Genomic DNA, 24,027 nt, shown 5'->3' on the forward strand with positions numbered 1-24,027 from the left:
GTTTGAATCCAGTTTTCGAAGCGCCGGAAAGCGGCGCCTGAGGCGTCACATGCATCGGCTTTTGGGACCAAACAGGAGGGCGGGATGGCTAAGACCGTCCTGATCGTGGAAGACAACGAGCTCAACATGAAGCTCTTCCGCGACCTGTTGGAGGCGCACGGCTACCAGACTTCGGGCACCAGCAATGGCTACGAGGCGCTCGACCTCGTGCGCAAGATGCGGCCCGACCTGGTGCTGATGGATATCCAATTGCCGCAGGTCTCGGGCCTCGAGGTGACGCGCTGGATCAAGGACGATCCGGAGCTGCGCTCCATTCCCGTCGTCGCGGTCACGGCCTTTGCGATGAAGGGCGACGAAGAGCGCATCCGCGAGGGCGGCTGCGAAGCCTATTTGTCCAAGCCGATCTCGGTCGGCAAATTCATTGAGACGGTCCGGCGTTTTATCGGATAGGAAGTGAGTTCACAGTGTCTGCGCGTATCCTGGTTGTCGATGACGTTCCCGCCAACGTCAAACTCCTCGAAGCCCGTCTCTCGGCCGAATATTTCGACGTGATGACCGCCTCGAACGGCACCGAGGCGCTGGCGCTGGCCCGCCGCGCCGAATGCGACATCATCCTGCTCGACGTGATGATGCCCGACATGGACGGCTTTGAAGTCTGCCGCCGCCTCAAGACCGATCCGGCCACGCACCATATTCCCGTCGTGATGGTCACTGCGCTCGACAGTCCGTCCGACCGCAATCGCGGACTGGAAGCTGGCGCCGACGATTTTCTGACAAAGCCCGTTTCCGACGTCGTGCTGATCGCGCGCGTGCGCTCGCTGACGCGGCTGAAGATGATGACCGACGAGCTGCGCATGCGCGCCATCACCTCGCTCGAGATCGGCATGCAGGCGCCCGAGCGCGGCGCCATCGCCGATGCAGGCAAGGGCGGCCGCATCCTGCTGGTCGACGACCGGCCGTCGTCCTATGAGCGGCTGGCGACGATCCTCGCCGCCGAGCACACCATCGACGTCGAGCCCAATCCGACCGAGGCGCTGTTCCACGCCGCCGAAGGCAATTACGATCTGCTGATCGTCTCGCTCGACCTGAACAATTTCGACGGACTGCGGCTCTGCAGCCAGGCCCGCTCGCTGGAGCGCACCCGGCACGTTCCGATCCTGGCGATTGCGGAAGCGGAAAATGCCACGCGGCTGCTCCGCGGCCTCGAGATCGGCGTCAACGACTATCTGCTGCGGCCGATCGACAAGACCGAACTGCTGGCGCGGGCCCGCACCCAGATCCGTCGCCGCCGCTACACCGATCATTTGCGCGACAACGTGCAGAACTCGATCGAGATGGCGATCACCGACGCGCTCACCGGCCTGCACAATCGCCGCTACATGGAAAGCCATCTGGCGACGCTGGCCGAGCAGGCCTCGACCCGCGGCAAGCCGCTGGCGCTGATGATCCTGGACATCGACTATTTCAAGTCGATCAACGACAATTACGGTCACGACGCCGGCGACGACGTGCTGCGCGAATTCGCCGTGCGCGTCCGCAAGTCGATCCGCGGCATCGATCTCGCCTGCCGATACGGTGGCGAGGAGTTCGTCATCGTGATGCCGGAGACCGATCTGCACGTCGCCGGCATGGTCGCCGAGCGCCTGCGCCGCTCGATCGCGGGCGAACCCTTCGCCGTCCACAAGGGCACCAAGCGCATCGAGGTCACGATCTCGATCGGGCTCACCACGCTGGAGCAGAAGGGCGAGGCGGTCGCCGACGTCCTCAAGCGTGCCGATACCGCGCTCTACCGCGCTAAGCACGACGGGCGCAATCGCGTGGTATCGCAGGCGGCGTGAGGCCGTCCGCGCCGGTGCTTGATGCGTTGGGCAAAACAGGAGCACGATGTCTTCGCGCGGTGGGTCCGGCGTTTAGCTCTGTGCCGTCGCCGTTTCCACAAACTCCGCTGTCATTCCCCGCGAAGGCGGGAATCCAGTACTCCGCGGCTTCTCGGATCAAACCTCACTGTCTCTGGAATACTGGATCACCCGCTCCAGTGCGAAATTGCGCACAAGGCGGGTGATGACACCGAGAGGTACGGCGACGGGATTTATTGTGGCGCGGGCTTGCCTCGCTTTATGACCGGCTTCGCCCCACCACCACCGACATCCACGCCCGCATTCCGCAGCAGCACCTTCGCCGCTTCCTTCGCTGCGCGCGCCATGGCGGGGTCGTCGCGGACGAGGTCTTGCGCAATCGAGCCGTCGACCAGCAGCACGAGCTGCGTTGCGAGCGCGTCCGATTCCGGCACGCCGAGCTCGTTCAACCGTTCGCGAAACCAGACGCGGCGGCTTTCCTTGAACGCGATGGCGATCTTCTTCACGGCGCGGTCTGACGGGCCGAGCTCGGCGACGGCATTCACGAACGGGCAGCCGCGAAAATCCTTGGCCGCAAAGCGCCGCTCCAGCGAATCGAAGGTGCCGAGAATCTGCTCGGCCGCCGGCTTGTCGGAGGGGCGTGCATGGACGAAACGGCGCTCCAGGTACGCCGCGATCAGCGCGTCCTTGGACGGGAAGTGGTTGTAGAGCGTCCGCTTGGAGATGCCGATCTCGGCCGCGATGGTGTCGACGCCGATGGCGCGAATGCCTTGCAGATAGAACAGCTTGTCGGCGGTCTCTAGGATCCGCTCTTTCATCGTCTGTGGGGCGGGCGAGGGAGCCATGCGTCGGCGACCATCCTGGTGAGCTTCTCTTTGATTTCTCTTGGCTTGACAGCGCTGCCCTTCTATAGACTAATTACACAGGTCTGTGTAGCCAAAATCAGCGCGGATTGCAGACGCTGGCACGCGTGCCGTGCCCATGAGGGAGAACAACAATGCCCCTGTTGCAGGTCCTGCGTCCGACATTGCCGATCCTGATCGGCGCCTCGATCATGCTGACGCTGAGCATGGGACTGCGGCAGTCGCTCGGCATCTTCATGCAGCCGCTGACGCACGACATCCACCTCTCGGTGTCGGACTTCACGCTGGCGCTCGCGGTGCAGAACCTCGCCTGGGGCTTTCTCCAGCCGCTCGCCGGTGCGATGACCACGCGTTACGGTTTTCGTCCGATCATGATCGTGGGTGCCCTGATGTACATTGTGGGCCTCATCCTCATGGCAACCGCGAACGGTCTTGTCGCCATCATGATCGGTGCCGGCGTGCTGATCGGCACCTCACTCGCCTGCACCGCGGCAGCGATCGCGATGTCGGTGGCGGCGCGCGCGGTCCCTGCGACGGTGCGCTCGACCGTGCTTGGCATCGTCTCCGGCGCGGGCTCGCTCGGCGCGCTGCTGTCGGCGCCCATCGGGCAGCTGCTCAATGAGGGCTTTGGCTGGCGCGTCGGGCTCGCCGGCTTCGTCGTGATGTCGGTGCTGATGATTCCCGCCGCCTGGTATGCCGGCCGCGTCGACGCGATTCCGCTGCCGAAGCCGGCCGCCGACGACATCGGCGATGCCACGGCCATGACTGCGGCGAAGACCGCGTTCGGCAACGCCTCCTTCGTGGTGATGACCTGCGCCTATCTCGTCTGCGGCATGCAACTGGTGTTCTTGACCACGCACCTGCCGTCCTATCTGGCGATCTGCGGCCTCGATCCGATGCTGAGCGCGCAGACGCTCGGCATGATCGGCGGCTTCAACGTGCTGGGCTCGCTGTTCTTCGGCTGGGCCGGCCAGCGCTGGAACAAGCTGGCGCTGCTCGGCGGCATCTACATCTTCCGCTCGCTCGCGCTTGCCTGGTATTTCATGCTGCCGGCCACACCCGCGTCGACGCTGCTGTTCGGCGCGATCATGGGCTTCCTCTGGATGGGCGTCGGCCCGCTGGTCGCAGGCGCCGTCGCCGAGATGTTCGGCCTGCACTGGCAGGCCATGATCCAGGGCCTCGCCTTCATGAGCCACCAGATCGGCAGCTTCCTCGGCGCCTACGGAGGAGGGCTGATCTACGACACACTCGGCTCCTACACCATGGCCTGGCGCATCGGCGTCGCGCTCGGCCTGGCCGGCGGCATCATCCAGGTCGCCTTCGCGCTGATCCGCCCGTCGCAGCCACCGGCCCCGGTGCTGCGCACGGCGTAGGCGAGGCGCGGGCTCATCATAGGTGTGAAGCGGATGTCGCGACGCCTGGTTGCGACTGGCCGCTTCTGCCGCCAACATTGATGTGTGTGCCGGCGACCCCGCAACGAACTTCTCGTCGTATGCGGGATCGCTTTTGATGGCGCTTTCGCCTGAACTGCCAGGTCTATTCGGCCAATTCGCGCATGACTTTGATCAGATCCGACTTGCCTTCGAAGCCGATGCCCGGAATGTCCGGCATGATGATATGGCCGTCTTCAACCCGGACCGAATCCGGAAATCCCCCGTAGGGCTGGAAGAGGTCGGGGTAGCTCTCGTTGCCGCCGAGCCCCAGGCCGGCGGCGATGTTCAGCGACATCTGGTGACCGCCGTGCGGGATGCATCGCGACGGTGACCAGCCGTGTTGGGCCAAGACGTCCAATGTCCGGAGATATTCAACGAGACCATAAGACAAGGCACAGTCGAACTGCAGCCAGTCGCGATCCGGACGCATGCCGCCGTAGCGGAGCAGGTTGCGGGCGTCCTGGTGCGAGAACAGGTTCTCGCCCGTGGCCATCGGGCCGGGATAGAATTCCGCGACGGCGGCCTGGAGGGCGTAGTCGAGCGGATCTCCGATCTCCTCATACCAGAACAGCGGGTACTCGCGCAGCATCTTGGCGTAGGCGATGCCGGTCTCGAGATCGAAGCGACCGTTGGCATCGACGGCCAGCTTGGCCTGCGATCCGATCTCCTTGAGCACGGCCTCGATGCGGCCGCGGTCCTCGTTGATCGACGCGCCGCCGATCTTCATCTTCACGACGTTATAGCCGCGCTCCAGGTAACCGCGCATTTCCCCTTGCAGCGCGGAGTTGTCCTTGCCAGGATAATAGTAGCCGCCGGCAGCGTAGACGAAGACCCGCGGGTTGGCCTCCTTGCCCTTCATGTCCGCAAGCAACCGAAACAGGGGCTTGCCGGCAATCCTTGCGGTCGCATCCCAGATCGCCATGTCGAGCGTTCCGACGGCGACCGAGCGTTCGCCGTGACCGCCGGGCTTCTCGTTCGACATCATCTTCGTCCAGATGCGGTGCGGATCGAGATTGGTACCATTGTCGTTCAGTAAGCTCGCGGGTTCGGCTTCGAGGATGCGGTCGCGGAAGCGCTCCCGGATCAGCCCGCCCTGACCGTAGCGGCCGTTCGAATTGAAGCCATAGCCGACCACCCGCCGCCCGTCGCGGACGACGTCGGTCACGACGGCGACAAGGCTGGAAGTCATCTTCGAGAAGTCGATGTAGGCATTCCGGATCGGTGACGAGATTGGCTTGGTCGTCTCGACGACGTCTACGATACGCACGGCGTTCTCCTTCTGTGGTTCGCGATATCTTCGGTTGGGGATCGGTTGCTGGAAATTCGGTCTAAGCCGTGGCGGGCTTGTCGTGGCGTAGCCGCACGGCTTCGATCGCCTGCTTCTGATCGAAGGCGCCGTCCCACTTGGCGATCGCGATCGTCGCGATCCCGTTGCCGATGAGATTGGTCACGGCGCGGGCTTCGTTCATGAAGCGGTCGACGCCGAGCAGAAGAACGAGGCCGGCGACGGGAACGGTGTGGATCGACGACAGGGTTGCGGCGAGCGTCACGAAGCCGGCGCCAGCGACGCCCGCGGATCCCTTCGACGTCAGAAGAAGCACGCCCAGCAGGACGATCTGATCGCCGAGAGAAAGATCCGTGTTCGTCGCCTGCGCGACGAAGATGGCGGCCATCGAAAGGTAAATGGAGGTTCCGTCGGCGTTGAACGTGTAGCCGGTGGGCAGCACCATGCCGACGACGGTCTTGTCGCAACCGAGCCGCTCAAGCTTGACCAGCATCTGCGGCATCACCGCTTCCGTCGAGCAGGTACCCAGGACGATGAGGATCTCGTCCTTGAAGTAGCGGAAGAACTGCGGCAGCGGAAAACCGGCCCACGCCGCGATGCCGCCGAGCACCAATACGACGAAGAGGATCGTGGTAATGTAGACGCCGAGCATCAGATAACCGAGCGACCAGAGCGTCGCGATCCCGTACTTTCCGATCGTGAAGGCGACCCCCGCTCCAGCGCCCAGCGGGGCGAGGCGCATGACCATGGCCACCACCCGGAACAGGGCGTGCAGCAGGATGTCGATAACGTTCACCAACGGCTTGCCGTAGTCGCCGAGTTGGACCATGGCGATGCCGATCAGCACCGAAACCAGGATGACCTGCAGCATCATCTCCTTGGCGAAGGCATCGACGATCGTGGTCGGGATGATGTCGAGCAGGAATTCCACGAAGCCGTGGTTGCCGTCGGCGGCCTTCACGTAGGCTGAAATCGATCCCGCATCGATGTGGCTGGCGTCGATGTTCATGCCGGCGCCGGGCTTGATCACGTTGACGACGACCAGGCCGATGACAAGGGCCAAGGTCGAGACCACCTCGAAGTAGATCAGCGACTTCACGCCGATCCGGCCGACCTCCTTGATGTCGCTCATCTTGGCTATGCCGACAACGACCGTACCGAAAATGATCGGCGACAGCAGCATCTTGATCAGCTTGATGAAGCCGTCGGCGAGCGGCTGAAGGCTGGTTCCGACCTGGGGCCAGAGATAACCGATCAGGCCCCCCAGCACGATAGCAAGCAGGACCTGCACGTACAGTTCGCTCAAATATCCGAAAGAGTGCGAATTTTTCAATGTTTTCTCCCTGACGGCTACGTCTATGCTGGGCCTTGGGGGCCTCTGTCGCTGTTTGGGAAGGGCCACTCCGGCCTCCGGAACGGCTTCCGTGCTGCTGCGGCGTTGTGTAGCTTGCGGCGATCCGTAGGCTTCGGTCGGAGAGAACGCCAATGCTGTTGCCGAGATTAGTTATGCCGGTCAGGCATCACCGATGGAGCTGATCTGGTTCGAGGATTATCTGGCTCTCTCGGAGACCTTGAGCTTCTCCAAGGCGGCCGAAGCCCGTCACGTGACCCAGCCGGCCTTCAGCCGTCGGATCCGGGCATTGGAGGATTGGGTGGGGGCCCCGCTATTCGTTCGAACGACACACAGCGTGACGCTCACGCGCGCCGGCGAGCATTTCCATGGCCAGGCCGAAATTCTGGCCCGGGCGCTGCATCAGTTGCGCCGCGAAACCCTCGAAGTGGCCGGACGGGGCACCGGGCCGCTGACGATCGCGGCGACGCACGTGCTGTCGTTCACGTTCTTTCCGAAGTGGGTCCGGAGCAGCGAGAAGATTCTCGCCTTGGGGAATCTCAATCTCGTCTCGGACAGCATGTCGGCGTGCGAGCGGATGATGCTCCGCGGCGACGTGTCGTTCCTGTTGTGCCACTACCACCGCAGCATGGGCAGCCGGCTCGACACCAGGCAGTTCAAGAGCATCGTCGTGGGGACCGACACACTCGTTCCCCTCAGCGTCGCTGACGCCGGCCGGAAGCCGCGGTGGTCGCTGCAGAACGACGAGACCGTCCCCTACCTGGCCTACAGCCCGCAGTCGGGGCTGGGCCGCATCGTGGCAAGCCACTTGGCGAAGAGGGACCTGAAGAAGATCTTCACGTCGCATCTCGCCGCGACGCTGCTCTCGATGGTCAGGTCCGGAGACGGTGTCGCCTGGCTTCCTCGAACGCTGGCGGAAGACGACATCGAGGCGGGTTCGCTCGTCGAGGCCGCGGACGCCAAGTCCGCGATCCCGATCGAGATACGGCTCTTCCGCCCGGCAGCACGACAGGGACAAGAAGTTGAAGCTCTGTGGTCGGCATTCGAAGCCGCAGAGGTCGGCTGAAGAAACACTCGGCAGCCATGCGCTGCCGGGTTGCTATTCCATCCAACGTGGGGCGGGCAGGTTCTTCTGACGCAGGAAATACGGGTTGAACAGCTTGGATTGATAGCGCTGGCCGCCATCCGCGAGGATCGTCACGATGGTCTTGCCTGGACCGAGCTCGCGCGCGAGTCGCATGGCACCAACGATGTTGATGGCGCTCGACCCACCGAGCGCGAGTCCTTCATGCTCGATCAAGTCGAATAGAACGGGCAGCGCTTCTTCGTCCGTGATCTGGTACGCCGTGTCGATTGGCGTGCCTTCCAGGTTCCTCGTCACACGCACTTGCCCGATGCCTTCCATGATCGAGTCTCCTTCGGTCGTCAGCTCGCCCTTGGTGAACCAGTTGTAGAGCGCGGCGCCCATGGGATCGCTGAGCGCAATCCTGACGGCTGGATTGCGCTCCTTCAGCGCTCGCGCAACCCCACCCAAAGTCCCGCCACTGCCGACCGCACACGTAAAGCCGTCGATTTTTCCGCCGGTTTGTTCCCAAATCTCAGGTCCTGTCGTGCGGTAGTGGCCCTCGCGATTGGCAACATTGTCGAACTGGTTAGCCCAGAACGCACCGAGTTGTTCGGCGAGCTCGCCGGAGTAGCGAGCGTAGTGACCGGGATTCGAATAGGGAACGGCGGGGACCAGCCGCAGGTCCGCACCACACAACCGCAACATGTCCTTCTTTTCCTGACTTTGCGTGTCGGGCATCACGATCACGCTGCGATAACCGCGTGCATTGGCCACGAGCGCAATGCCGATGCCGACATTTCCGGCCGTGCCTTCGACAATGATACCGCCCGGTCTGAGCTTGCCGCTCTGCTCGGCATCGTTGATCATGGCGAGGGCCGCACGATCCTTGATGGAGCCACCGGGATTAAGAAATTCGGCCTTGCCGTAGATCTCGCAGCCGGTGGCCGCCGACGCCATTCGCAACCTGATCAATGGCGTGTTGCCAATGGCGTCCAAGAATCCCGTTCGCACGCCGTTCATCGCCCGCCCGCCTTCGCTCTTCGGCAACTTTAGGCTGCTCAGGCGGCAATTCCGTTCTCTTGTTCGGGCGGATTAGGCAATGACTTTGGCGTCCAAGGCCGCTCAATCGGCTATTTTATTCCCGAGCGGTGTTTCGCTTCCGCTTGTCGGGCCCGCAGCAAACGCCGCCTGTCCTTATCCGTCGCATACACTGTTGAACTTTAGGCCCTTGGGGCTATTGTCCTGGGATCGCCGAGTTGGACCTGGCATCGGCGCCTGAGAGCCCATTTCGCTCCCGCCAGTCAGCGGGGCGAGCTCATGCACGAGGAGCGTCTGACAATCGTCCCGTCGATTGCCGTTGCCGACGCCTCAAAGAACAAATCGGCAATCAGCAGATGCGCGAAACTGCTGCAGGAGACGGCGCCAGCAGTCGCGTGGTGCCGACGTGCCTTTCTCAGAAAACCAGCTGGAGTTGGGCCCCTCGCATGAAAATCCGTGTCGGCTTCGAGATGATCTACGACTTTCCGCAACCAACGCCTTTGATCGCGGTGATGGGCATTCACTTCACGCGGGCCTCCGACATCATCGTGCCCGATTACCTCACGAGCCAGCCCTCGGTGCCGATCACGCCTTATCGCGACGGCTTCGGCAACTGGTGCAGCCGGATCGTCGCGCCCGCCGGTCGTGTGCGCCTCGCCGCGGATGGGACGGTGCGCGATAGCGGTCTGCCCGATGTGATCGTGCCTTCAGCCACGCAACACGCCGTCGAGGATCTGCCGGCGGACACCATCGTTTACCTCCTCGGGAGCCGGTACTGCGAGACCGACCGGCTGTCCGACACCGCATGGAAGCTGTTCGAGAAGACCAGGCCGGGTTGGGCCCGGGTCCAGGCGATTTGCGATTTCGTCCACGGTCATATCGCGTTCGGCTACGAGCATGCCCGTGCAACCAAGACGGCGTGGGAGGCCTTCAACGAGGGCAAGGGCGTTTGCCGCGACTACGCGCATCTGGCCGTTACGTTCTGCCGCTGCATGAATATTCCCGCGCGCTATTGCACCGGCTATCTCGGCGATATCGGCATGCCGCCGCCCTATGGGCCCGGCGATTTTGCCGGCTGGTTCGAGGCCTATCTCGGCGGCCGCTGGTACACCTTCGATGCGCGCAACAACATTCCGCGTATCGGCCGCGTCCTGATCGCGCAAGGCCGCGATGCCGCAGATGTTCCGATCACCCAGACGTTCGGACCCAACACGCTTCTCAGCTTCAAAGTGTGGACGGACGAAGTCGTGGAGGCGTCCGGCGCAGCCTCCAGCCCAAGCGATCGCGATTGACCTCGCTATTCGGGAGTGGGCCTGCTACACTCCTTACATCACCGCACGCTGCCGGGCTGTTATCGGTGACTGAGAGCATTGCGCTCCCGCCTTGATCTTGAAGGGCGGTCTGAATGGCAAACACAGCAATCATCAGGGATGCCTACGGGATTCCGGCAACCTTCGTCGGGTCAAAAACCGGCCGGGACGATGCTCCTTTCGTTTTTGTCAGGGTCGGAGACGAGGAACGCCGGATGCGATGGTCCGAATGGGATGCGCTTCCAGCCTGGACCGGCGCGCCGCCATCCTGGGCCGGCAAACAGAAACAATGACGGGATGCTCCACATGAAAATTGTCTGGATAACAACGTCGATGACGACACTTGTCCTGATCTCCGCGCTTGGCCTGTTCGCGCGCGCTGCTCTCGCCGCGGAGCCAAGCTGTCGAGCCATCGAAAGCACCTCCGCGCGACTTTCCTGTTATGACGCGGCGTTTCCTCCCAAGGCGAAGAAGCCCGCCGTGGCCAATCTCGATTCACGGACTGGGTACAAGGATCCGTTCGCTGATGAAGAAGCGCGAACCGCGGCCAAGCTGAAGAACATCTGCCGCGGCTGCTAGGGGTCGCCGATCACACGGATACTTTGGAGGCAGAGGTATCCGGGGTTGACGCTTACGGCGATGTCCTGGCGCTCATCTGTCAGTCACTGACTGCGCTTGCATCTGCGGCCTGTGCGTTAGCGAGATCGATCGAACCGATCGAGACCATCTCCATGGAGCCGCGGACGTTCTCTGAAGGCACCGTGATCATCGTCGCGACGCGGCGATAAACCGGGAAGCTGAGACCCTCGATCGCCTCCTCGTCGGTGACGACATCATATGTGCCGGCGGGCAGCAGCCGCTCGATGCCGCGGATGCGAAACGGATGTCTGAACGTGACGGTTTCTCGCCGCGAGCGGATGGTCATGTGGGCCTGCCTTTTCGACAAGAGGGCTCAACCGACGCTGGCTGCAGGACCATGCGCCCGTTGCGCGACAATAGCCAGCGCTATCGTCGAGACGTTGCGCGCCGCGCCCGCCATGCGGCGACCAGCCTTTCGAGTTCGCGGCGAACGTCCTCCACCACATTGGCCCAGTCGCCTCGCTTGGGCTGCCTGAACAGTTTCATCGAGTGATACCACGGGCTGTCGTCGCGGTTGAGCAGCCAGCGCCAGTCCGGGTTGAACGGCACCACCGTCCAGACGGGGACGCCCAGCGCGCCGGCGAGGTGAGCGACGCTGGTGTCGACCGAGATCACCAGATCGAGACAGGACATCAGCGCCGCTGTCTCGCTGAAATCCGTCAGATGTTCCGTGAGGTCGAGGATGTCACGGCGTTCGGCCAGGAAGGCCCGGTCCTGATCTCGGACGGCTTTTTGCAAGGAGACGAACTGGGCGTCGCAATCGAGCAGCGGCGCCAGCGTGCGGAGCGCCATCGATCGATTGTGATCGTTCTTGTGATCGGGATTGCCGGCCCAGACCAGACCGACGCGGAAGCGATTGCGGGGGCCAAGCCGGTCGTCCCACGCCTTCACGCGCGGCGCCGGTGGCGCGGGAATGTAGCCTTGCGCGAGCGGGATCGTATCCAGTCGCGTCTTGAACGCCAACGGCAGTGCTCCAAGCGGGCAGTGCAGGTCGAACGCCGGCGAAGACGACCGGCCAACGCACGCTGCGACCCCGGCGATGCCGCCGAGACACTGCTGGATCGGAGGGGCGACCTCCAGGATGACTCTGGCTCCGAGCGCGGCCACCATCGGCACGTAGCGGGCGAACTGAATCGCATCGCCCAATCCCTCGTCGGAGTGCAGCAAGATGGTCTTGCCTTCGAGCGGCTGGTCACCACGCCAAAGGGCTTGCGAAAAGCCGCGATCGACCAGACCGACAGACGGCAGCCGCCAGCGCGCCTCGCGCGCGAGCCAGCCGCGCTCGAAGTCGCCGGTCAGGAGCTGAAGCGTTGCCAGATAGAACAGCGTCTGCGCATCGTCGGGGGCGGCCGCCAGCGATCTCTGCACGGTCGCGAACGCTTCATCCAGCAATTGCAGATGCATCAGGACCACGGCCTTGTTGTTGAGCACGGCACGAAAATCCGGGCGAAGGGCCAGCGCCCGATCGAAGCAGGCAAAGGCCTGTTCCAGCCGGCCAAATCGCCAATGCAGCAGGCCGAGATTGTTGTGCGTCTCCGCGAGGCTCGGATCCAGCGCAATGGATTTTTCGTAGTCCGCCTCCGCATCCTCGAAGCGATTCACGGCCGAGAGACAAACCGCGCGCATCTGATACAGGGCTGCGGATGGATTCAGCTTCTCGGCGATGTCGAAGCATTTTAGGGCTTCGGCATGCCGGCCGAGTTCGAGCAGCAGCATGCCGCAATTATGTGCGGCCTCCCAATATCGCGGATTCAGCGCCAGAGCCTGCTGCAAGTGCTGCGCAGCCTCGTCCTTGCGTTCGAGCTGCCAGAGCAGATTGCCGAGGTGATTCCAGAGGCTCGCATCATCAGGCTTGAGGCTCAAGGCGTGGCTGTAATGGTGCCGTGCGTCCTCGAGCCGACCTTGCCGCTCAAGCACCGTGGCGAGGCTCAGGAGATACTCGGCCTTGGGCGCCTGGCGGACTGCGCGCCCAATCCATTCAACTGCGGAGGCGGGCTGCTGTGCGTGAAAGCAAAGCACGCCCAGCAAATGGAGCGCATCCGGGTGTTGCTCGTCCAGCGTCAGCGCCTGCTGGCAGCAAAGCTCGGCCTCGGCAATTCGTCCGGATTGAAGATGCGCGAGGCCGGCCCGGCCAAGCGCCGCTGGCGTCGCTTGTGCGGATGGTGTGGCCGCGCCCGGGCGTTCTCTGAAATTCATGAATCGCGGGAAATGATCGCGCTCCCGGCTGATGACCTGGAGAAGTTGTAGCAGCCTCGCAATTGAAGGCCGCGAGGCTATTCCTTCTAACCACGCCAGGATTTCGCGAGGCTGACGGCGCCTCGCCACCGACCGCGCTCCCGTGCCCCGGACGCAGCGCAGCGCTTCTTCAGCGGTGCGCTGCAGAGCCGGGGCCCATGTCTCCGCATTCTGCCGTGTTGCTTGCTGGATCCCGGCTCTGCGCAGCAGCGTTTCACGCCGCAGCGCGTCCGGGACACGAGAGAATGGCCAAAACGAAAACGGGGCCCGAAAGGGCCCCGCAAAACTCTTCAACGCTGCGCCGATCTTACTTGATCTTGGCTTCGCGGAATTCGACGTGCTTGCGCGCGACCGGATCGTACTTCTTCTTGACCAGCTTGTCGGTCATGGTGCGCGAATTCTTCTTGGCGGTGTAGTAGAAGCCGGTGTCAGCCGAGGACACGAGCTTGACCTTGATGGTGACCGCTTTGGCCATGTTCTGAACCTCAGAATATCGGGGAATCTGGAGCCGGCCAAACGGCCTGCGTTGGGCGGCAACCTAGCCACAAACCGCCTGATGTCAAGGTTTCACATCCCGAAAACCACTCGAATCGGGCCTTTTCACTCCTCGAAGAAGCGGTTTTTCGGCCGGGAAGGCCCAGATTCTCCCTCAAAGTGGCCCCTTCATATTCCTTCCGGAAAATCCCGCGCCGCTGCAGCTCCGGGACGACCTTGTCGACGAAATCGTCGAGGCCGGCGGGCAGGAACGGGAACATGATGTTGAAGCCGTCGGAGCCGCGCCCGACCAGCCATTCCTCCATCTGGTCGGCGATGGTCTTCGCCGTGCCGACGAACGACAGCCCGCCATAGCCGCCGACGCGCTGGGCAAGCTGGCGCACGGTGAGCTTGTCGCGCCTGGCGAGATCGACCATGCGCTGCCGGCCGCTCTTGCTCGCGTTGGTTTCCGGGATGTCAGGCAATTGTCCATCCGGATCGAAACCAGAGGCATCGGTGCCGAGGATGACCGAGAGCGAAGCAATGGCGCTGTCATAGTGCACGCGCCTGTTGAGCAGCGCGCGCTTCTCCCTGGCCTCGTCGACGCTATCGCCGACCACGACGAAGGCGCCGGGGAGAATCTTCAGATGCTCGGGATCGCGGCCGATTGTCTCCATGCGGCCCTTGATGTCGGCATAGAGCTCTTGTCCGTCGGCAAGGCTGCCGCCGCCGGTGAATACGGCTTCCGCGGTTTCGGCCGCGAGCTGCCTGCCGTCTTCCGAGGCGCCGGCCTGCACGATCACCGGCCAGCCCTGCACCGGGCGGGCGATATTGAGGGGACCGCGGACCTTCAGATGTTTGCCGTTGTGGTCGAGCACATGCATCTTCGACGGATCGAAGAAAAGTCCGCTCTCGACATCACGCACGAAGGCGTCATCGGCGAAGGAGTCCCACAGGCCGGTGACGACGTCGTAGAATTCGCGGGCGCGCTTGTAACGCTCGGCGTGCTCCATGTGGTCGTCGAGGCCGAAATTCAGCGCCGCATCCGGGTTCGAGGTGGTGACGATGTTCCACCCCGCACGGCCGCCGCTGAGATGGTCGAGCGAGGCGAAGCGGCGCGCGACATGATAGGGCTCGTCGAACGTCGTCGAGCCGGTCGCGATCAGGCCGATGCGCTCGGTGACCGCCGAGAGTGCCGAGAGCAGCGTGAACGGCTCGAACGAGGTCACAGTGTGGCTGCGCTTGAGCGCATTGACCGGCATGTTCAGCACGGCCAGGTGATCGGCCATGAAGAAGGCGTCGAACTTGCCGGCCTCGAGCTTCCTGATCAGCGTCTTGATGTGGCCGAAATTGAAATTGGCGTCGGGCCAGGCCCCGGGATAGCGCCAGGCGCCGGTGTGGATGCTGATCGGGCGCATGAACGCGCCAAGCTTGAGTTGCCGTTGTGCCATCGCGCCCAAAATCCCGTTCTGGTGTCATTGGGAAAGACATAGGCACGCCGGGGAACTCCGCCATTGGAAAGGCGGGAAGAATATTTTGTTTTTCGATGCGCGCGAAGCACATTCCTGTCATTCCGGGGCGCGCAGCGCGAGCCCGGAATCCATCACTCGTCAATCTCTGCGGCCCGATGGACTCGGGCTCGCCGCTTCGCGGCGCCCCGGAATGACGGAGGATCGGGCTCGGCCGAACGACGACCGTCAACGCTGATCAGCTCAAAATGTCCTTCTGCATCTTGCCGCCGTAGAAATGGAAGAACGGCACCGGAGCGTCGTGGCGCAGCGGGCCGGTGGCAAGGCGGGTGTCGAGCTCGTTGAGCACGTTGCGCGTCATGGGATGCAGATCGGCGAGCGGTTTTGAGCCGAGCTCGACCCAGACCAATTCGACCAGCTCCGCATCCGCATGGATCACGCCCTCGACGCGGTGGGTGATCGCGGAGGCATCCGCCGTGAAGAAGCGCGTGTCGAACCGCTTGACGCGGCCGGGCGGGGTGATTGCGCGCGCGATCAGGAACAGGCTGGACGGATCGGGCAGCAGGCCCGCATCCGCGAACGGCTTCCAGGGGCCTTCGAGCCTGGCGTTGCCCTCAGACTTGCGTCCAAGGCAGAGACCGGTCTCCTCGCAGGCCTCGCGGATCGCGGCGATCGCCAGTGACTTTGCGCGCGAGGCCGGGGTCTTCGGGCTGCCCTTGGCAAGATTGGCCTCAAGCTCGGTGGTGATGGGGGCCGCGACCGGCACGCGATAGTCGTCCTTGTCGACGCGGCCGCCGGGGAAGACGAATTTGCCGGGCATGAACACCACCTTGTCGTGGCGCTTGCCGACCAGGACTTTTGGAATGACGCCGCTGCGATCGACCAGGATCAGGGTCGCGGCATCCCGGGGACGGAAATAGGGGTGGTGATCGGCTTCCTTCTGATCGTGGACTTTCGCCTTTTCGTCCTGCGCAATATCCGTCATATCCTCACCCAAACCGCTTTTATTTATTTTGCTTACACCGGCGGAATACCATCCGGCGGGTTGTCGTCAAACCCGTGCATGCGCAGAGCCCATTGCAAGCCGACCACAGCTCCCTTCACCGGCTGCAACAGCCCCAGCGAAGCGAAGAAGGTAAAGGGCAGATAGGCGGCGAAGGTCAGCCAGGCCGGCGTCGTGTAGTTGGTCTCGATCCACAAGATGGTCGGCACGGTGATGTGGCCGACGATGATGATCACGAGATAGGCCGGAAGATCGTCGGCGCGGTGCGGCGTGAAGTCGAGGCCGCATTTTGCGCAACTGTTCGCGGTCTTCAGGAAGGCGCGGAACAGTTTTCCTCGCCGCAACGCGGGCAGCGGCCGCAAAAACCGCGCTTCATCGCCGCCCAGAGGTCGCGCTTCTCGACCAGGCCGGTCTCGCGGGTCCAGATTTTTGGGGCCGTGCTCATGGTCACCATGCCTTGCCCTTCTTGCCTTTGCCCTTGTTCTTTCCTTTGCCCTTCTTCGCCTTGCCTGATCCTGGCTTCGGCGGCTTGGGTTTTCTGTCGGGGCTGCGTCCGGGATGCGCCTTGAACGAGGGACGGCGCTGCGGACCAGGTTGCCTGCGCTCGCGCGGCGCCGTCTCGCTGGATGACGACAGCAGCTCGAAGCGCAGCGCGCCTGCGATGGGAGCGGCCTCGATCAGACGGACGTCGACGATGTCGCCGAGCTGGTACATGGTGCGGCTGCGCGTGCCGACCAGCGCGTGCCGGCCCTCGTCATAGTTGAAATATTCCGTGCCGAGGGATCGGATCGGGATCAGGCCGTCGGCGCCGGTTTCAGCGAGTTTGACAAAGAGCCCGGCGCGGGTGACGCCGGAGACGCGGCCCTGAAAACTCGCGCCGATGCGGTCGGCGAGGTGGTGCGCGATCAGGCGGTCGACCGTTTCGCGCTCGGCCTTCATCGCGCGCCGCTCGGTCAACGAAATATGCGCGGCGACTTCGCCAAGCGATTCCGCGGTCTCGCTGTCGGGCAGGGCGCCTTCGCCGAGGCCAAGGGCGCGGATCAGCGCGCGGTGCACGACGAGATCGGCATAGCGGCGGATTGGCGAGGTGAAATGCGCGTAGCGGCGCAAATTCAGGCCGAAATGACCGTAATTCTCGGAGGAATATTCCGCCTGCGCCTGGGCGCGCAGCACGACTTCGCTGACCAGCGGGAAGTGGTCATGGCCTTCGAGCTGTGCCAGCACACGGTTGAACAAAGCAGGGCGCAGCGCCCCGCCCTTAGCGAAGGGGATATCGAGTGTCTGCAGAAACTCCGAGAGCGCGTGGACCTTCTCCAGCGTCGGCTCGTCATGCACGCGGTAGATCAGCGGGAGCGATTTCTTCTCCAGCATCTCGGCGGCCGCGACGTTGGCGAGGATCATGAACTCCTCGATCAACTTATGCGCATCCAGCCTTTCTGGAACGACGACGCGATCGACCGTGCCGTCGCTTTTCAAGAGGATCTTGCGCTCGGGCAGATCGAGATTGAGCGGATCGCGCTCGTCGCGCGCACGCTTGATGCAGGCGTAGGCTGCATAGAGCGGCTTGAGGATCGGATCGAGCAGGGGGCCGGTGGTGTCGTCCGGCCGGCCGTCAATCGCGGCCTGCGCCTGCGCGTAGCTCAGCTTCGCGGCCGAGCGCATCAGGATGCGATGGAATGAGTGCGAGCGCTTGCGGCCGTCCGGCGCGATGATCATCCGCACCGCGAGCGTGCCGCGCGGCTCGCCCGGCACCAGCGAGCAGAGATTGTTGGAGATGCGCTCGGGCAGCATCGGCACGACGCGGTCGGGGAAATAGACCGAGTTGCCACGATCAAGCGCGGCGCGGTCGAGCGCAGTGCCCGGCCGGACATAGAAGCTCACATCCGCAATTGCGACATCGACGATGAAGCCGCCCTTGTTGTTCGGATCGGGATCGGGCTGCGCATGCACCGCGTCGTCGTGATCCTTGGCATCCGGCGGATCGATGGTGACGAGCGGCACGTCGCGCCAGTCCTCGCGCCCTTTCAGGTTCGCGGGCTCGGCCGCTTCCGCCTCGCGCTCGGCGGCGGAGGAGAATTGCAGGGGGATGTCGTGGGCGTAGATCGCGATCAGGCTGATTGCCTTCTCGGACTTGACCGAGCCGAGCTTCTCCTTGACCCGGCCGGAGGCGAGCCCAAAGGCGCGGGAGCGGACGATGTCGACGCTGACGAGGTCGCCGTCCTGCGCGCCGTACGCGTCAGCGGCGGCGATGTTCAATTCGCGGTCGGCGGACTTCTTGTCGACCGGGATCAGCCTTCCGCCGCCTTCGGGCAGGCCGCGGAAGACGCCGAGAATGCGGCTCTTGGTCTTGTCGAAGACCTTGATGATGTGGCCGCGATAGGCCGGGCCTTCGGTCTCGTTGGTCGGCTCGACCCGCAGCAGCGCGCGATCGCCGACTCCGGCTGCGGTGCCAGGCTTCGGCCGGCGCGGCATTGCGATGAGAATTTTTGGCGGTTCGCCGCTTTCGACCTCGTCCCATTCGGTAGGGGAGGCGATCAGCTCGCCGTCAGGATCGCGGCCGGTGATGTCGGCGACCAGCGTCGGCGGCAGGCTGTCCGGTTCCGAGACCGTGTGACGTTTTTTTCTTGATGGTGCCGTCGTCGGCCAGCTCGCGCAGCAGGCGCTTGAGCTCGATGCGATCGGCATTCTTCAGGCCGAACTCGCGCGCAATTTCGCGGGTCCCGACCTTTCCTGGATGTGCCTTGATGAAGGCGACGATGGCGCTCCTGTCGGGAAAGCCATGGTCATGCTTGCGTTTCACTTAACCTCTTAAGTCGTGCCGGCACTTTTCTTGGCCGGAGCTTTGGCGGCCGACGCCTCGGTCGGCGACGCCTTGACTGCTGAAGTCTTGGCGGTCGACGACACGGCGGCGCGCGCCTTGCTGGTGGATTCGGATTTGGTTTTGGCTGCGGCTTTCTTCGCGGCCGGTTTCTTCTTCGGCGCGGCGTCGCCGCCATCCGCAGCCTTCGCTGCAGTTTTCTCTATGGTTTTCTCTACAGTTTTCTCTACAGTTTTCTTGGCCTTGGCCGGCTTCGCCGCCTTCTTGGGCTTCTTGCCGCCGCCCTTGGCCGCGCGCTCGTCGATCAGCGCGATCGCCTGCGGCAACGTCACCGTGTCCTTTTCGAACTCGGCAGGGATCGTGGCGTTGACGCCGCCCGCGGTCACATAGGCGCCGTAGCGGCCGCTCTTTACGGTGACGGTGCCGAGCGTCGGATGATCGCCGAGCGCCTTGCCGGGATCAGAACCAAAGCGCCGGCTCGGGCCCTTGGCGACCTTCTCGGCGATCAGCGTGACGGCGCGGTTGAGACCGATATCGAACACCTCGTCGCCGGCCTCCAGGCTGGCGTAGGTCTTCTCGTGCTTCACGAACGGCCCGAACCTGCCGAGGCCCGCGGTGATCGGCTCACCAGTCTCCGGATGCTTGCCGATCTCGCGCGGCAGCGACAATAACTTCAGCGCAAGCTCGAGATCGACATCGCTGGGCGAAGTGCCCTTCGGAATACCTGCACGCTTCGGCTTCGCGCCTTCCTCATAATCCTTCTGCTCGCCGAGCTGGATGTAGGGACCAAAGCGGCCGGCCTTGACCCAGACATCGCGGCCGGTGTCGGGATCCTGGCCGAGCGAACGATCCGCGGTGGTCTCGCTGTCGGCGGCGAGCTGACGGGTGTAGCGGCACTCCGGATAGTTCGAGCAGCCGACGAAGGCGCCGAACTTGCCGGCTTTCAGATTCAGCCGGCCGTTGCCGCAGCTCGGGCACTGCCTGATGTCACCGCCATCCGTGCGCGGCGGATAGATGTGCTGGCCCAGCATCTCGTCGAGCACGTCCAGCACCTGGGCGACGCGCAGATCCTTGATCTCGTCGACGGCACCGATGAAGCCGGTCCAGAAATCCTTCAGCACCTGCTGCCAGGAGATCTCGTTGTTGGAGATGCGGTCGAGCTGCTCTTCCAGATTGGCCGTGAAATCATATTCGACATAGCGGTTGAAGAAGCTTTCCAGGAACGCGACCACGACGCGGCCCTTATCCTCGCCGTGCAGGCGCTTCTTCTCCAGCTTGACGTAGCCGCGGTCCTTCAGAACCTGGAGGATCGAGGCATAGGTCGAGGGCCGGCCGATGCCGAGCTCTTCCATGCGCTTGACCAGCGATGCCTCCGAGAAGCGCGGCGGCGGCTCGGTGAAATGCTGGGTGACGGACAGCGACTGCCGCTTGAGCGCGTCGTTCGGGCTCATCGCGGGGAGGCGGCGCGAGTCTTCGTCCTCCTCGTCGTCGCGACCTTCCTGGTAGAGCGCCAGAAAACCATCGAACTTGACGACTTGGCCGGTGGCGCGCAGCTCCAGCGTGCGGGCGCCGGCCTTCGCCGTGATGTCGACGGTGGTGCGCTCGAGCTCGGCCGATTCCATCTGGCTTGCGATGGTGCGCTTCCAGATCAGCTCATAGAGCCGCGCCTGATCGGTATCGAGCTTGCGGCTCATGCTGTCGGGCCGGCGCGACATGTCGGTCGGGCGGATCGCTTCGTGCGCTTCCTGGGCGTTCTTGGCCTTGGCCTGGTACTGACGCGGGGCGTCCGGCACGTAGGCGTTGCCGTAATCCTCGCCGATCACCTTGCGCGCCTGGGTGATTGCGGAGGGATCGATCTGCACGCCGTCGGTACGCATATAAGTAATGAGTCCGGTGGTCTCGCCGCCGATGTCGATGCCTTCATAAAGACGCTGCGCAATGCGCATGGTGTGCGCGGGCGCAAAGCCGTATTTGCGGCTGGCTTCCTGCTGCAGCGTCGAAGTGGTGAAGGGCGCCTGCGGATTGCGCCGGGCCGGCTTCGCGTCGACCGCGGTCACGGAGTAGACGGCTGTTTCCAGCGCCTTCTTGAAATCTTCGGCTTCCGCGCCGGTGCCGATGTCGAGGCGCTGGATCTTCTTGCCGTCGGCGCCGACCAGGCGGGCCTCGAAGGCGTCGCCGCGCGGCGTCAGCAAGGTCGCGATCAGCGACCAATATTCGCGGGCTACGAATTTCTCGATCTCGAGCTCGCGGTCGCAGACCAGACGCAGCGCCACCGACTGCACGCGGCCGGCCGAGCGGGCGCCCGGCAGCTTGCGCCACAGCACGGGGGAGAGGGTGAAGCCGACCAGATAGTCCAGCGCACGGCGCGCCATATAGGCGTCGACCAGGGCGCCGTCGATCTGGCGCGGATGCTTCATTGCGTCCGTGACCGCCTGCTTGGTGATGGCGTTGAACACCACGCGCTCGATCTTGTGGTCCTTCAGCGCGCGCTTCTCTTTCAGCACCTCCAGCACGTGCCAGGAGATGGCTTCGCCCTCGCGATCAGGGTCGGTCGCCAGAATCAGGCGGTCGGCGCCCTTCAGCGACTTGGCGATGTCGTTGAGCCGGCCGGCCGCCTTGGGGTCGATCTCCCAGATCATCTTGAAATTGGCGTCCGGATCGACGGAACCGTTCTTTGCGGGAAGGTCGCGGACATGGCCGAACGAGGCCAGAACCTCGTAGGACGAGCCCAAATACTTGTTGATCGTCTTGGCTTTCGCCGGCGACTCCACAATAACGATATTCATGTAGTTCCAGTAACTTACGGGGAAATATGAGGCCGAAATCGATGAGATTCGGGTCGGCCGTTTCGACCCGAACATGGGTGGTGAGGCCCTCGCTGTCAAATCGAAGGATGTTGAGAGGCCGCCAAATGGGAAAAGTTTCATATCGAGAAAGTTGCAAACCACCACCTTGGAGTTGCGGCCGATGTAGGCGTAATGTGCCCGTGGGGCATGGATTCGGGTGGGCTGGTGACAAAGCCAGGAAAGAAACGCCCGCGCGCCGCATCGGGCGTGCGGGGAGGATCGCGCAGCGAGGAACCGGGCGAGGGCGGAGTCGATGAAGCCGTGGCCTTCATCGCCGAGCAGGCGGGCGCGCTGCGCAATCTCGCCGAGCGCCACAAGCTCGATGTGCTGCATTATCTTCTGGGTATGACCAAGCTCGAGGCTGACGAGCACCTGCGGCTGCGAAGCAAGCGCAAGCTGTCGTGAGGGTGGCGGTGCTCCACAAACGCTGTCATGCCTCACGCAGGCAAGCGGGAATCCAGTACGCCGTAGTCTCTCCGTATCCATCGCTGTCTCTGGAATACTGGATCGCCACTTCGCGGGCGATGACATCGAGAGTGGGCGAACGGCGTGCCGGGAGCTCGCCAGCGCGCCGCTAATTGGCCGATCGCCGTCGCCGCACCGGCCGCAGTTTTAGCGTGGTATCCGCCTGGCTGAGCAGGCGGCCGTCCTCTGCGCGCAGTTCGAGCTTCCGCACCGGGCGGCCTCGGTCGCGATCGACCAGCACGCTTGCGATCTCCTCGGGGTGATCGTCGAACTCTTCGCTCCATTGCCGGAGCGCCACCAGGATCGGGAAGAGGCCGCGTCCCTTCCGCGTCAGCACGTATTCCTGGTAGGCGCTGCCGTCGGAGGCGGGGGCGGTCGCCAGAATGCCGTGCTCGACCATTGATCGTAGCCGCACCGACAAGATGTTCCTGGCCATGCCGAGCTTGGTCTGAAACTCGCCAAAGCGGCGTACGCCGAGCATCGCTTCGCGGATGATCAGGAGCGTCCACCAATCGCCGATCGCCTCCAGCGACCGCGCGACCGGGCAACCGTCACCCTCAAAACTCGTTCGTTTCACCATCGTCGTGGTCCCGTCGCGTTCGCTCCGATTTGGGCGAAGATCACGCGCTTGTGTGGTTGCATCATAAAACCATGGGGCCTAGATGGCAACATAGTTTCATAATGCAACCACTGGAGACGAACGTGAGGCTGAAGAACAAGACGGCACTGATTACCGGGGGCAATGGCGGCATCGGACTGGCAACCGCAAAGCTGTTCGTCGCCGAGGGCGCCAAGGTAATCATCACCGGGCGCAACAAGGAGACACTGGAGGCCGCTGCGAAGGAACTCGGTCCGAACGCGTTCGCATTGGTGGCCGATGCGACCGACATCGCCGCGACCGAAGCCGCAATCAAGCAGGGCACCGAGAGGTTCGGCAAGCTCGACATCGTGTTCGCCAATGCCGGCATCCCCGGCGGCACGCCGCTGGGATCGGCGACGCTCGAGGTGTTCGAGAAGGTCATCAGCACCAACCTGACCGGCGTGTTCTTCACCGTGCAGTCGGCGTTGCCCTATCTCAACGACAACGCCTCGATTATCCTCAATGGTTCGGTGATCTCCGTGCTCGGCATTCCCGGCTACTCGGCTTATGGCGCGGCGAAGGCCGGCGTACGAGCGATGGCGCGGATCATGGCATCGGAACTATCGCCGCGCGGAATCCGCGTCAACGTGGTTGCGCCGGGTGCGATCCGCACGCCGATCTGGGGCGCCGCGATCGCGACACCCGAAGCGGAGAAGGCGTTCGAGAAGCGTATCGCGCTGTCGACGCCGTTGGGACGTATTGGCGAACCCGATCACATTTCGAAGACGGTGCTGTTCCTTGCCTCGGACGATGCCGCGCATATCCAGGGACAGGAGATATTCGTCGATGGCGGCGCTGTTGCGTCTCCGAGCGGCGCACCGATCTATCGCGGTTGATCAAGTGATGTGAAAATTGAATCGGTCGGCGCGCCAGAAGCAGTTGCGCCGGCCGGTTCCCACGTCTTGCGAGACGTATTTTCTGAAGCTTGCGGGATGCTTTGAACCTTCGCGCGTGCTGCCAAGACATTTCTACGGGCAAGGGTTACAAGACTCATTTTGAAGGAGCCCGTGATGCCAAAGGCAGCTCGCATTTATTCTCCGATTTCAGCACCGCGTATTTACACCGAGCGTTCCGCGGTTCCCGCCAAGCGTTCCGACACGTCCGAGTTCATTGGCGTCGCGCTCTTTTCCGGCGTCGGGCTTTTCATTTCGCTGGTCGCTGTGATCCTGGGTGTACAAGGGGCCTGGTTTTAGCGTCGCGGAATATCCGCCGGTGCATCAGCCGCCACGGACACTT

19 protein-coding genes and 3 pseudogenes are annotated in these 24,027 nt (G+C 63.4%); 9 read left to right on the plus strand and 13 right to left on the minus strand.

Annotation, left to right across the window (positions count from 1 at the left end; genetic code table 11):
• Positions 1 to 84: 84 nt before the first annotated feature.
• Both ACTGJ9_RS22190 and ACTGJ9_RS22195 read left to right on the plus strand, forming a co-directional pair.
• Positions 85 to 450, plus strand: coding sequence for a response regulator (locus ACTGJ9_RS22190; protein WP_008130064.1), 366 nt, complete (start codon positions 85 to 87; stop codon positions 448 to 450).
• A gap of 14 nt (positions 451 to 464) precedes the next feature.
• Entirely contained in the window at positions 465 to 1,838 is a 1,374-nt protein-coding gene (locus tag ACTGJ9_RS22195; protein WP_456672841.1) for a PleD family two-component system response regulator, read from the plus strand.
• Positions 1,839 to 2,089: 251 nt separating this feature from the next.
• Here the strand turns inward: ACTGJ9_RS22195 and ACTGJ9_RS22200 are convergent, their stop codons facing one another.
• Positions 2,090 to 2,701, minus strand: coding sequence for a TetR/AcrR family transcriptional regulator (locus ACTGJ9_RS22200; RefSeq protein WP_456672842.1), 612 nt, complete (start codon positions 2,699 to 2,701; stop codon positions 2,090 to 2,092).
• Between the two features lie 152 nt (positions 2,702 to 2,853).
• On the opposite strand from ACTGJ9_RS22200, the gene ACTGJ9_RS22205 reads away from it, so the two are divergent.
• Positions 2,854 to 4,092: an MFS transporter gene (locus ACTGJ9_RS22205; RefSeq protein WP_456672843.1), complete on the plus strand. Its 1,239-nt coding sequence runs from the start codon at positions 2,854 to 2,856 to the stop codon at positions 4,090 to 4,092.
• Positions 4,093 to 4,255: 163 nt separating this feature from the next.
• Here ACTGJ9_RS22205 and ACTGJ9_RS22210 read toward each other — a convergent pair whose 3' ends face one another.
• Positions 4,256 to 5,419, minus strand: coding sequence for a mandelate racemase/muconate lactonizing enzyme family protein (locus ACTGJ9_RS22210; protein WP_456672844.1), 1,164 nt, complete (start codon positions 5,417 to 5,419; stop codon positions 4,256 to 4,258).
• A gap of 61 nt (positions 5,420 to 5,480) precedes the next feature.
• The gene (gene dctA / locus ACTGJ9_RS22215) at positions 5,481 to 6,728 is read right to left on the minus strand and encodes a C4-dicarboxylate transporter DctA (RefSeq protein WP_456672845.1); all 1,248 of its coding nucleotides are present in this window, start codon (positions 6,726 to 6,728) and stop codon (positions 5,481 to 5,483) included.
• Positions 6,729 to 6,963: 235 nt separating this feature from the next.
• Here dctA and ACTGJ9_RS22220 point away from each other — a divergent pair, with 235 nt between their 5' ends.
• The gene (locus ACTGJ9_RS22220) at positions 6,964 to 7,854 is read left to right on the plus strand and encodes a LysR family transcriptional regulator (RefSeq protein ID WP_456672846.1); all 891 of its coding nucleotides are present in this window, start codon (positions 6,964 to 6,966) and stop codon (positions 7,852 to 7,854) included.
• Between the two features lie 33 nt (positions 7,855 to 7,887).
• Here the strand turns inward: ACTGJ9_RS22220 and ACTGJ9_RS22225 are convergent, their stop codons facing one another.
• A complete protein-coding gene (locus ACTGJ9_RS22225; protein WP_456678587.1) occupies positions 7,888 to 8,874 on the minus strand; it encodes a cysteine synthase A in 987 nt (328 codons plus the stop codon).
• Positions 8,875 to 9,338: 464 nt separating this feature from the next.
• On the opposite strand from ACTGJ9_RS22225, the gene ACTGJ9_RS22230 reads away from it, so the two are divergent.
• Complete coding sequence (locus ACTGJ9_RS22230) at positions 9,339 to 10,184, plus strand: transglutaminase-like domain-containing protein (RefSeq protein ID WP_456672847.1); 846 nt, start codon at positions 9,339 to 9,341, stop codon at positions 10,182 to 10,184.
• Between the two features lie 252 nt (positions 10,185 to 10,436).
• A complete protein-coding gene (locus tag ACTGJ9_RS22235) occupies positions 10,437 to 10,781 on the plus strand; it encodes a hypothetical protein (protein WP_456672848.1) in 345 nt (114 codons plus the stop codon).
• 79 nt (positions 10,782 to 10,860) lie between these two features.
• Here the strand turns inward: ACTGJ9_RS22235 and ACTGJ9_RS22240 are convergent, their stop codons facing one another.
• The 8 genes and pseudogenes from ACTGJ9_RS22240 to topA form a co-directional block, all read right to left on the minus strand.
• A complete protein-coding gene (locus tag ACTGJ9_RS22240; protein WP_456672849.1) occupies positions 10,861 to 11,127 on the minus strand; it encodes a hypothetical protein in 267 nt (88 codons plus the stop codon).
• A gap of 80 nt (positions 11,128 to 11,207) precedes the next feature.
• Complete coding sequence (locus ACTGJ9_RS22245; RefSeq protein ID WP_456672850.1) at positions 11,208 to 13,037, minus strand: tetratricopeptide repeat protein; 1,830 nt, start codon at positions 13,035 to 13,037, stop codon at positions 11,208 to 11,210.
• A 346-nt stretch (positions 13,038 to 13,383) separates the two neighbouring features.
• Complete coding sequence (rpmG, locus tag ACTGJ9_RS22250) at positions 13,384 to 13,551, minus strand: 50S ribosomal protein L33 (RefSeq protein WP_008139339.1); 168 nt, start codon at positions 13,549 to 13,551, stop codon at positions 13,384 to 13,386.
• A gap of 125 nt (positions 13,552 to 13,676) precedes the next feature.
• Positions 13,677 to 15,001, minus strand: a pseudogene (locus ACTGJ9_RS22255) (LLM class flavin-dependent oxidoreductase).
• Positions 15,002 to 15,257: 256 nt separating this feature from the next.
• Entirely contained in the window at positions 15,258 to 16,004 is a 747-nt protein-coding gene (locus ACTGJ9_RS22260) for an NUDIX hydrolase (RefSeq protein ID WP_456672851.1), read from the minus strand.
• Positions 16,005 to 16,036: 32 nt separating this feature from the next.
• Positions 16,037 to 16,476: pseudogene (locus ACTGJ9_RS22265) on the minus strand (DUF983 domain-containing protein).
• Positions 16,470 to 18,822, minus strand: a pseudogene (rnr, locus tag ACTGJ9_RS22270) (ribonuclease R). Before rnr ends, ACTGJ9_RS22265 begins: the two co-directional pseudogenes overlap by 7 nt.
• An 8-nt stretch (positions 18,823 to 18,830) precedes the next feature.
• Positions 18,831 to 21,626 carry a type I DNA topoisomerase gene (gene topA, locus ACTGJ9_RS22275; RefSeq protein WP_456672852.1) on the minus strand — a complete coding sequence of 932 codons (2,796 nt, stop codon included), beginning with the start codon at positions 21,624 to 21,626 and terminating at the stop codon, positions 18,831 to 18,833.
• A gap of 225 nt (positions 21,627 to 21,851) precedes the next feature.
• On the opposite strand from topA, the gene ACTGJ9_RS22280 reads away from it, so the two are divergent.
• Complete coding sequence (locus tag ACTGJ9_RS22280) at positions 21,852 to 22,091, plus strand: hypothetical protein (protein WP_456672853.1); 240 nt, start codon at positions 21,852 to 21,854, stop codon at positions 22,089 to 22,091.
• A 169-nt stretch (positions 22,092 to 22,260) separates the two neighbouring features.
• Here the strand turns inward: ACTGJ9_RS22280 and ACTGJ9_RS22285 are convergent, their stop codons facing one another.
• The gene (locus tag ACTGJ9_RS22285; RefSeq protein WP_456672854.1) at positions 22,261 to 22,731 is read right to left on the minus strand and encodes a winged helix-turn-helix transcriptional regulator; all 471 of its coding nucleotides are present in this window, start codon (positions 22,729 to 22,731) and stop codon (positions 22,261 to 22,263) included.
• Between the two features lie 122 nt (positions 22,732 to 22,853).
• Between ACTGJ9_RS22285 and ACTGJ9_RS22290 the strand changes: the two genes are divergently transcribed.
• Complete coding sequence (locus ACTGJ9_RS22290; RefSeq protein ID WP_456672855.1) at positions 22,854 to 23,627, plus strand: SDR family oxidoreductase; 774 nt, start codon at positions 22,854 to 22,856, stop codon at positions 23,625 to 23,627.
• A 174-nt stretch (positions 23,628 to 23,801) separates the two neighbouring features.
• Positions 23,802 to 23,984 carry a hypothetical protein gene (locus tag ACTGJ9_RS22295; RefSeq protein WP_456672856.1) on the plus strand — a complete coding sequence of 61 codons (183 nt, stop codon included), beginning with the start codon at positions 23,802 to 23,804 and terminating at the stop codon, positions 23,982 to 23,984.
• The last annotated feature ends 43 nt before the right edge of the window (positions 23,985 to 24,027 follow it).

This window comes from Bradyrhizobium sp. RDM12, assembly GCF_051917485.1.
Classification (GTDB): domain Bacteria; phylum Pseudomonadota; class Alphaproteobacteria; order Rhizobiales; family Xanthobacteraceae; genus Bradyrhizobium.

Coding starts and splice junctions, on each gene's coding strand:
- ACTGJ9_RS22190 (WP_008130064.1), top strand. CDS start 85: ATGGCTAAGACCGTCCTGATCGTGGAAGACAACGAGCTCAACATGAAG.
- ACTGJ9_RS22200 (WP_456672842.1), bottom strand. CDS start 2,701: ATGGCTCCCTCGCCCGCCCCACAGACGATGAAAGAGCGGATCCTAGAG.
- ACTGJ9_RS22205 (WP_456672843.1), top strand. CDS start 2,854: ATGCCCCTGTTGCAGGTCCTGCGTCCGACATTGCCGATCCTGATCGGC.
- ACTGJ9_RS22220 (WP_456672846.1), top strand. CDS start 6,964: ATGGAGCTGATCTGGTTCGAGGATTATCTGGCTCTCTCGGAGACCTTG.
- ACTGJ9_RS22225 (WP_456678587.1), bottom strand. CDS start 8,874: ATGAACGGCGTGCGAACGGGATTCTTGGACGCCATTGGCAACACGCCA.
- ACTGJ9_RS22230 (WP_456672847.1), top strand. CDS start 9,339: ATGAAAATCCGTGTCGGCTTCGAGATGATCTACGACTTTCCGCAACCA.
- ACTGJ9_RS22235 (WP_456672848.1), top strand. CDS start 10,437: ATGCGCTTCCAGCCTGGACCGGCGCGCCGCCATCCTGGGCCGGCAAAC.
- ACTGJ9_RS22240 (WP_456672849.1), bottom strand. CDS start 11,127: ATGACCATCCGCTCGCGGCGAGAAACCGTCACGTTCAGACATCCGTTT.
- ACTGJ9_RS22245 (WP_456672850.1), bottom strand. CDS start 13,037: ATGAATTTCAGAGAACGCCCGGGCGCGGCCACACCATCCGCACAAGCG.
- rpmG (WP_008139339.1), bottom strand. CDS start 13,551: ATGGCCAAAGCGGTCACCATCAAGGTCAAGCTCGTGTCCTCGGCTGAC.
- ACTGJ9_RS22260 (WP_456672851.1), bottom strand. CDS start 16,004: ATGACGGATATTGCGCAGGACGAAAAGGCGAAAGTCCACGATCAGAAG.
- topA (WP_456672852.1), bottom strand. CDS start 21,626: ATGAATATCGTTATTGTGGAGTCGCCGGCGAAAGCCAAGACGATCAAC.
- ACTGJ9_RS22285 (WP_456672854.1), bottom strand. CDS start 22,731: ATGGTGAAACGAACGAGTTTTGAGGGTGACGGTTGCCCGGTCGCGCGG.
- ACTGJ9_RS22295 (WP_456672856.1), top strand. CDS start 23,802: ATGCCAAAGGCAGCTCGCATTTATTCTCCGATTTCAGCACCGCGTATT.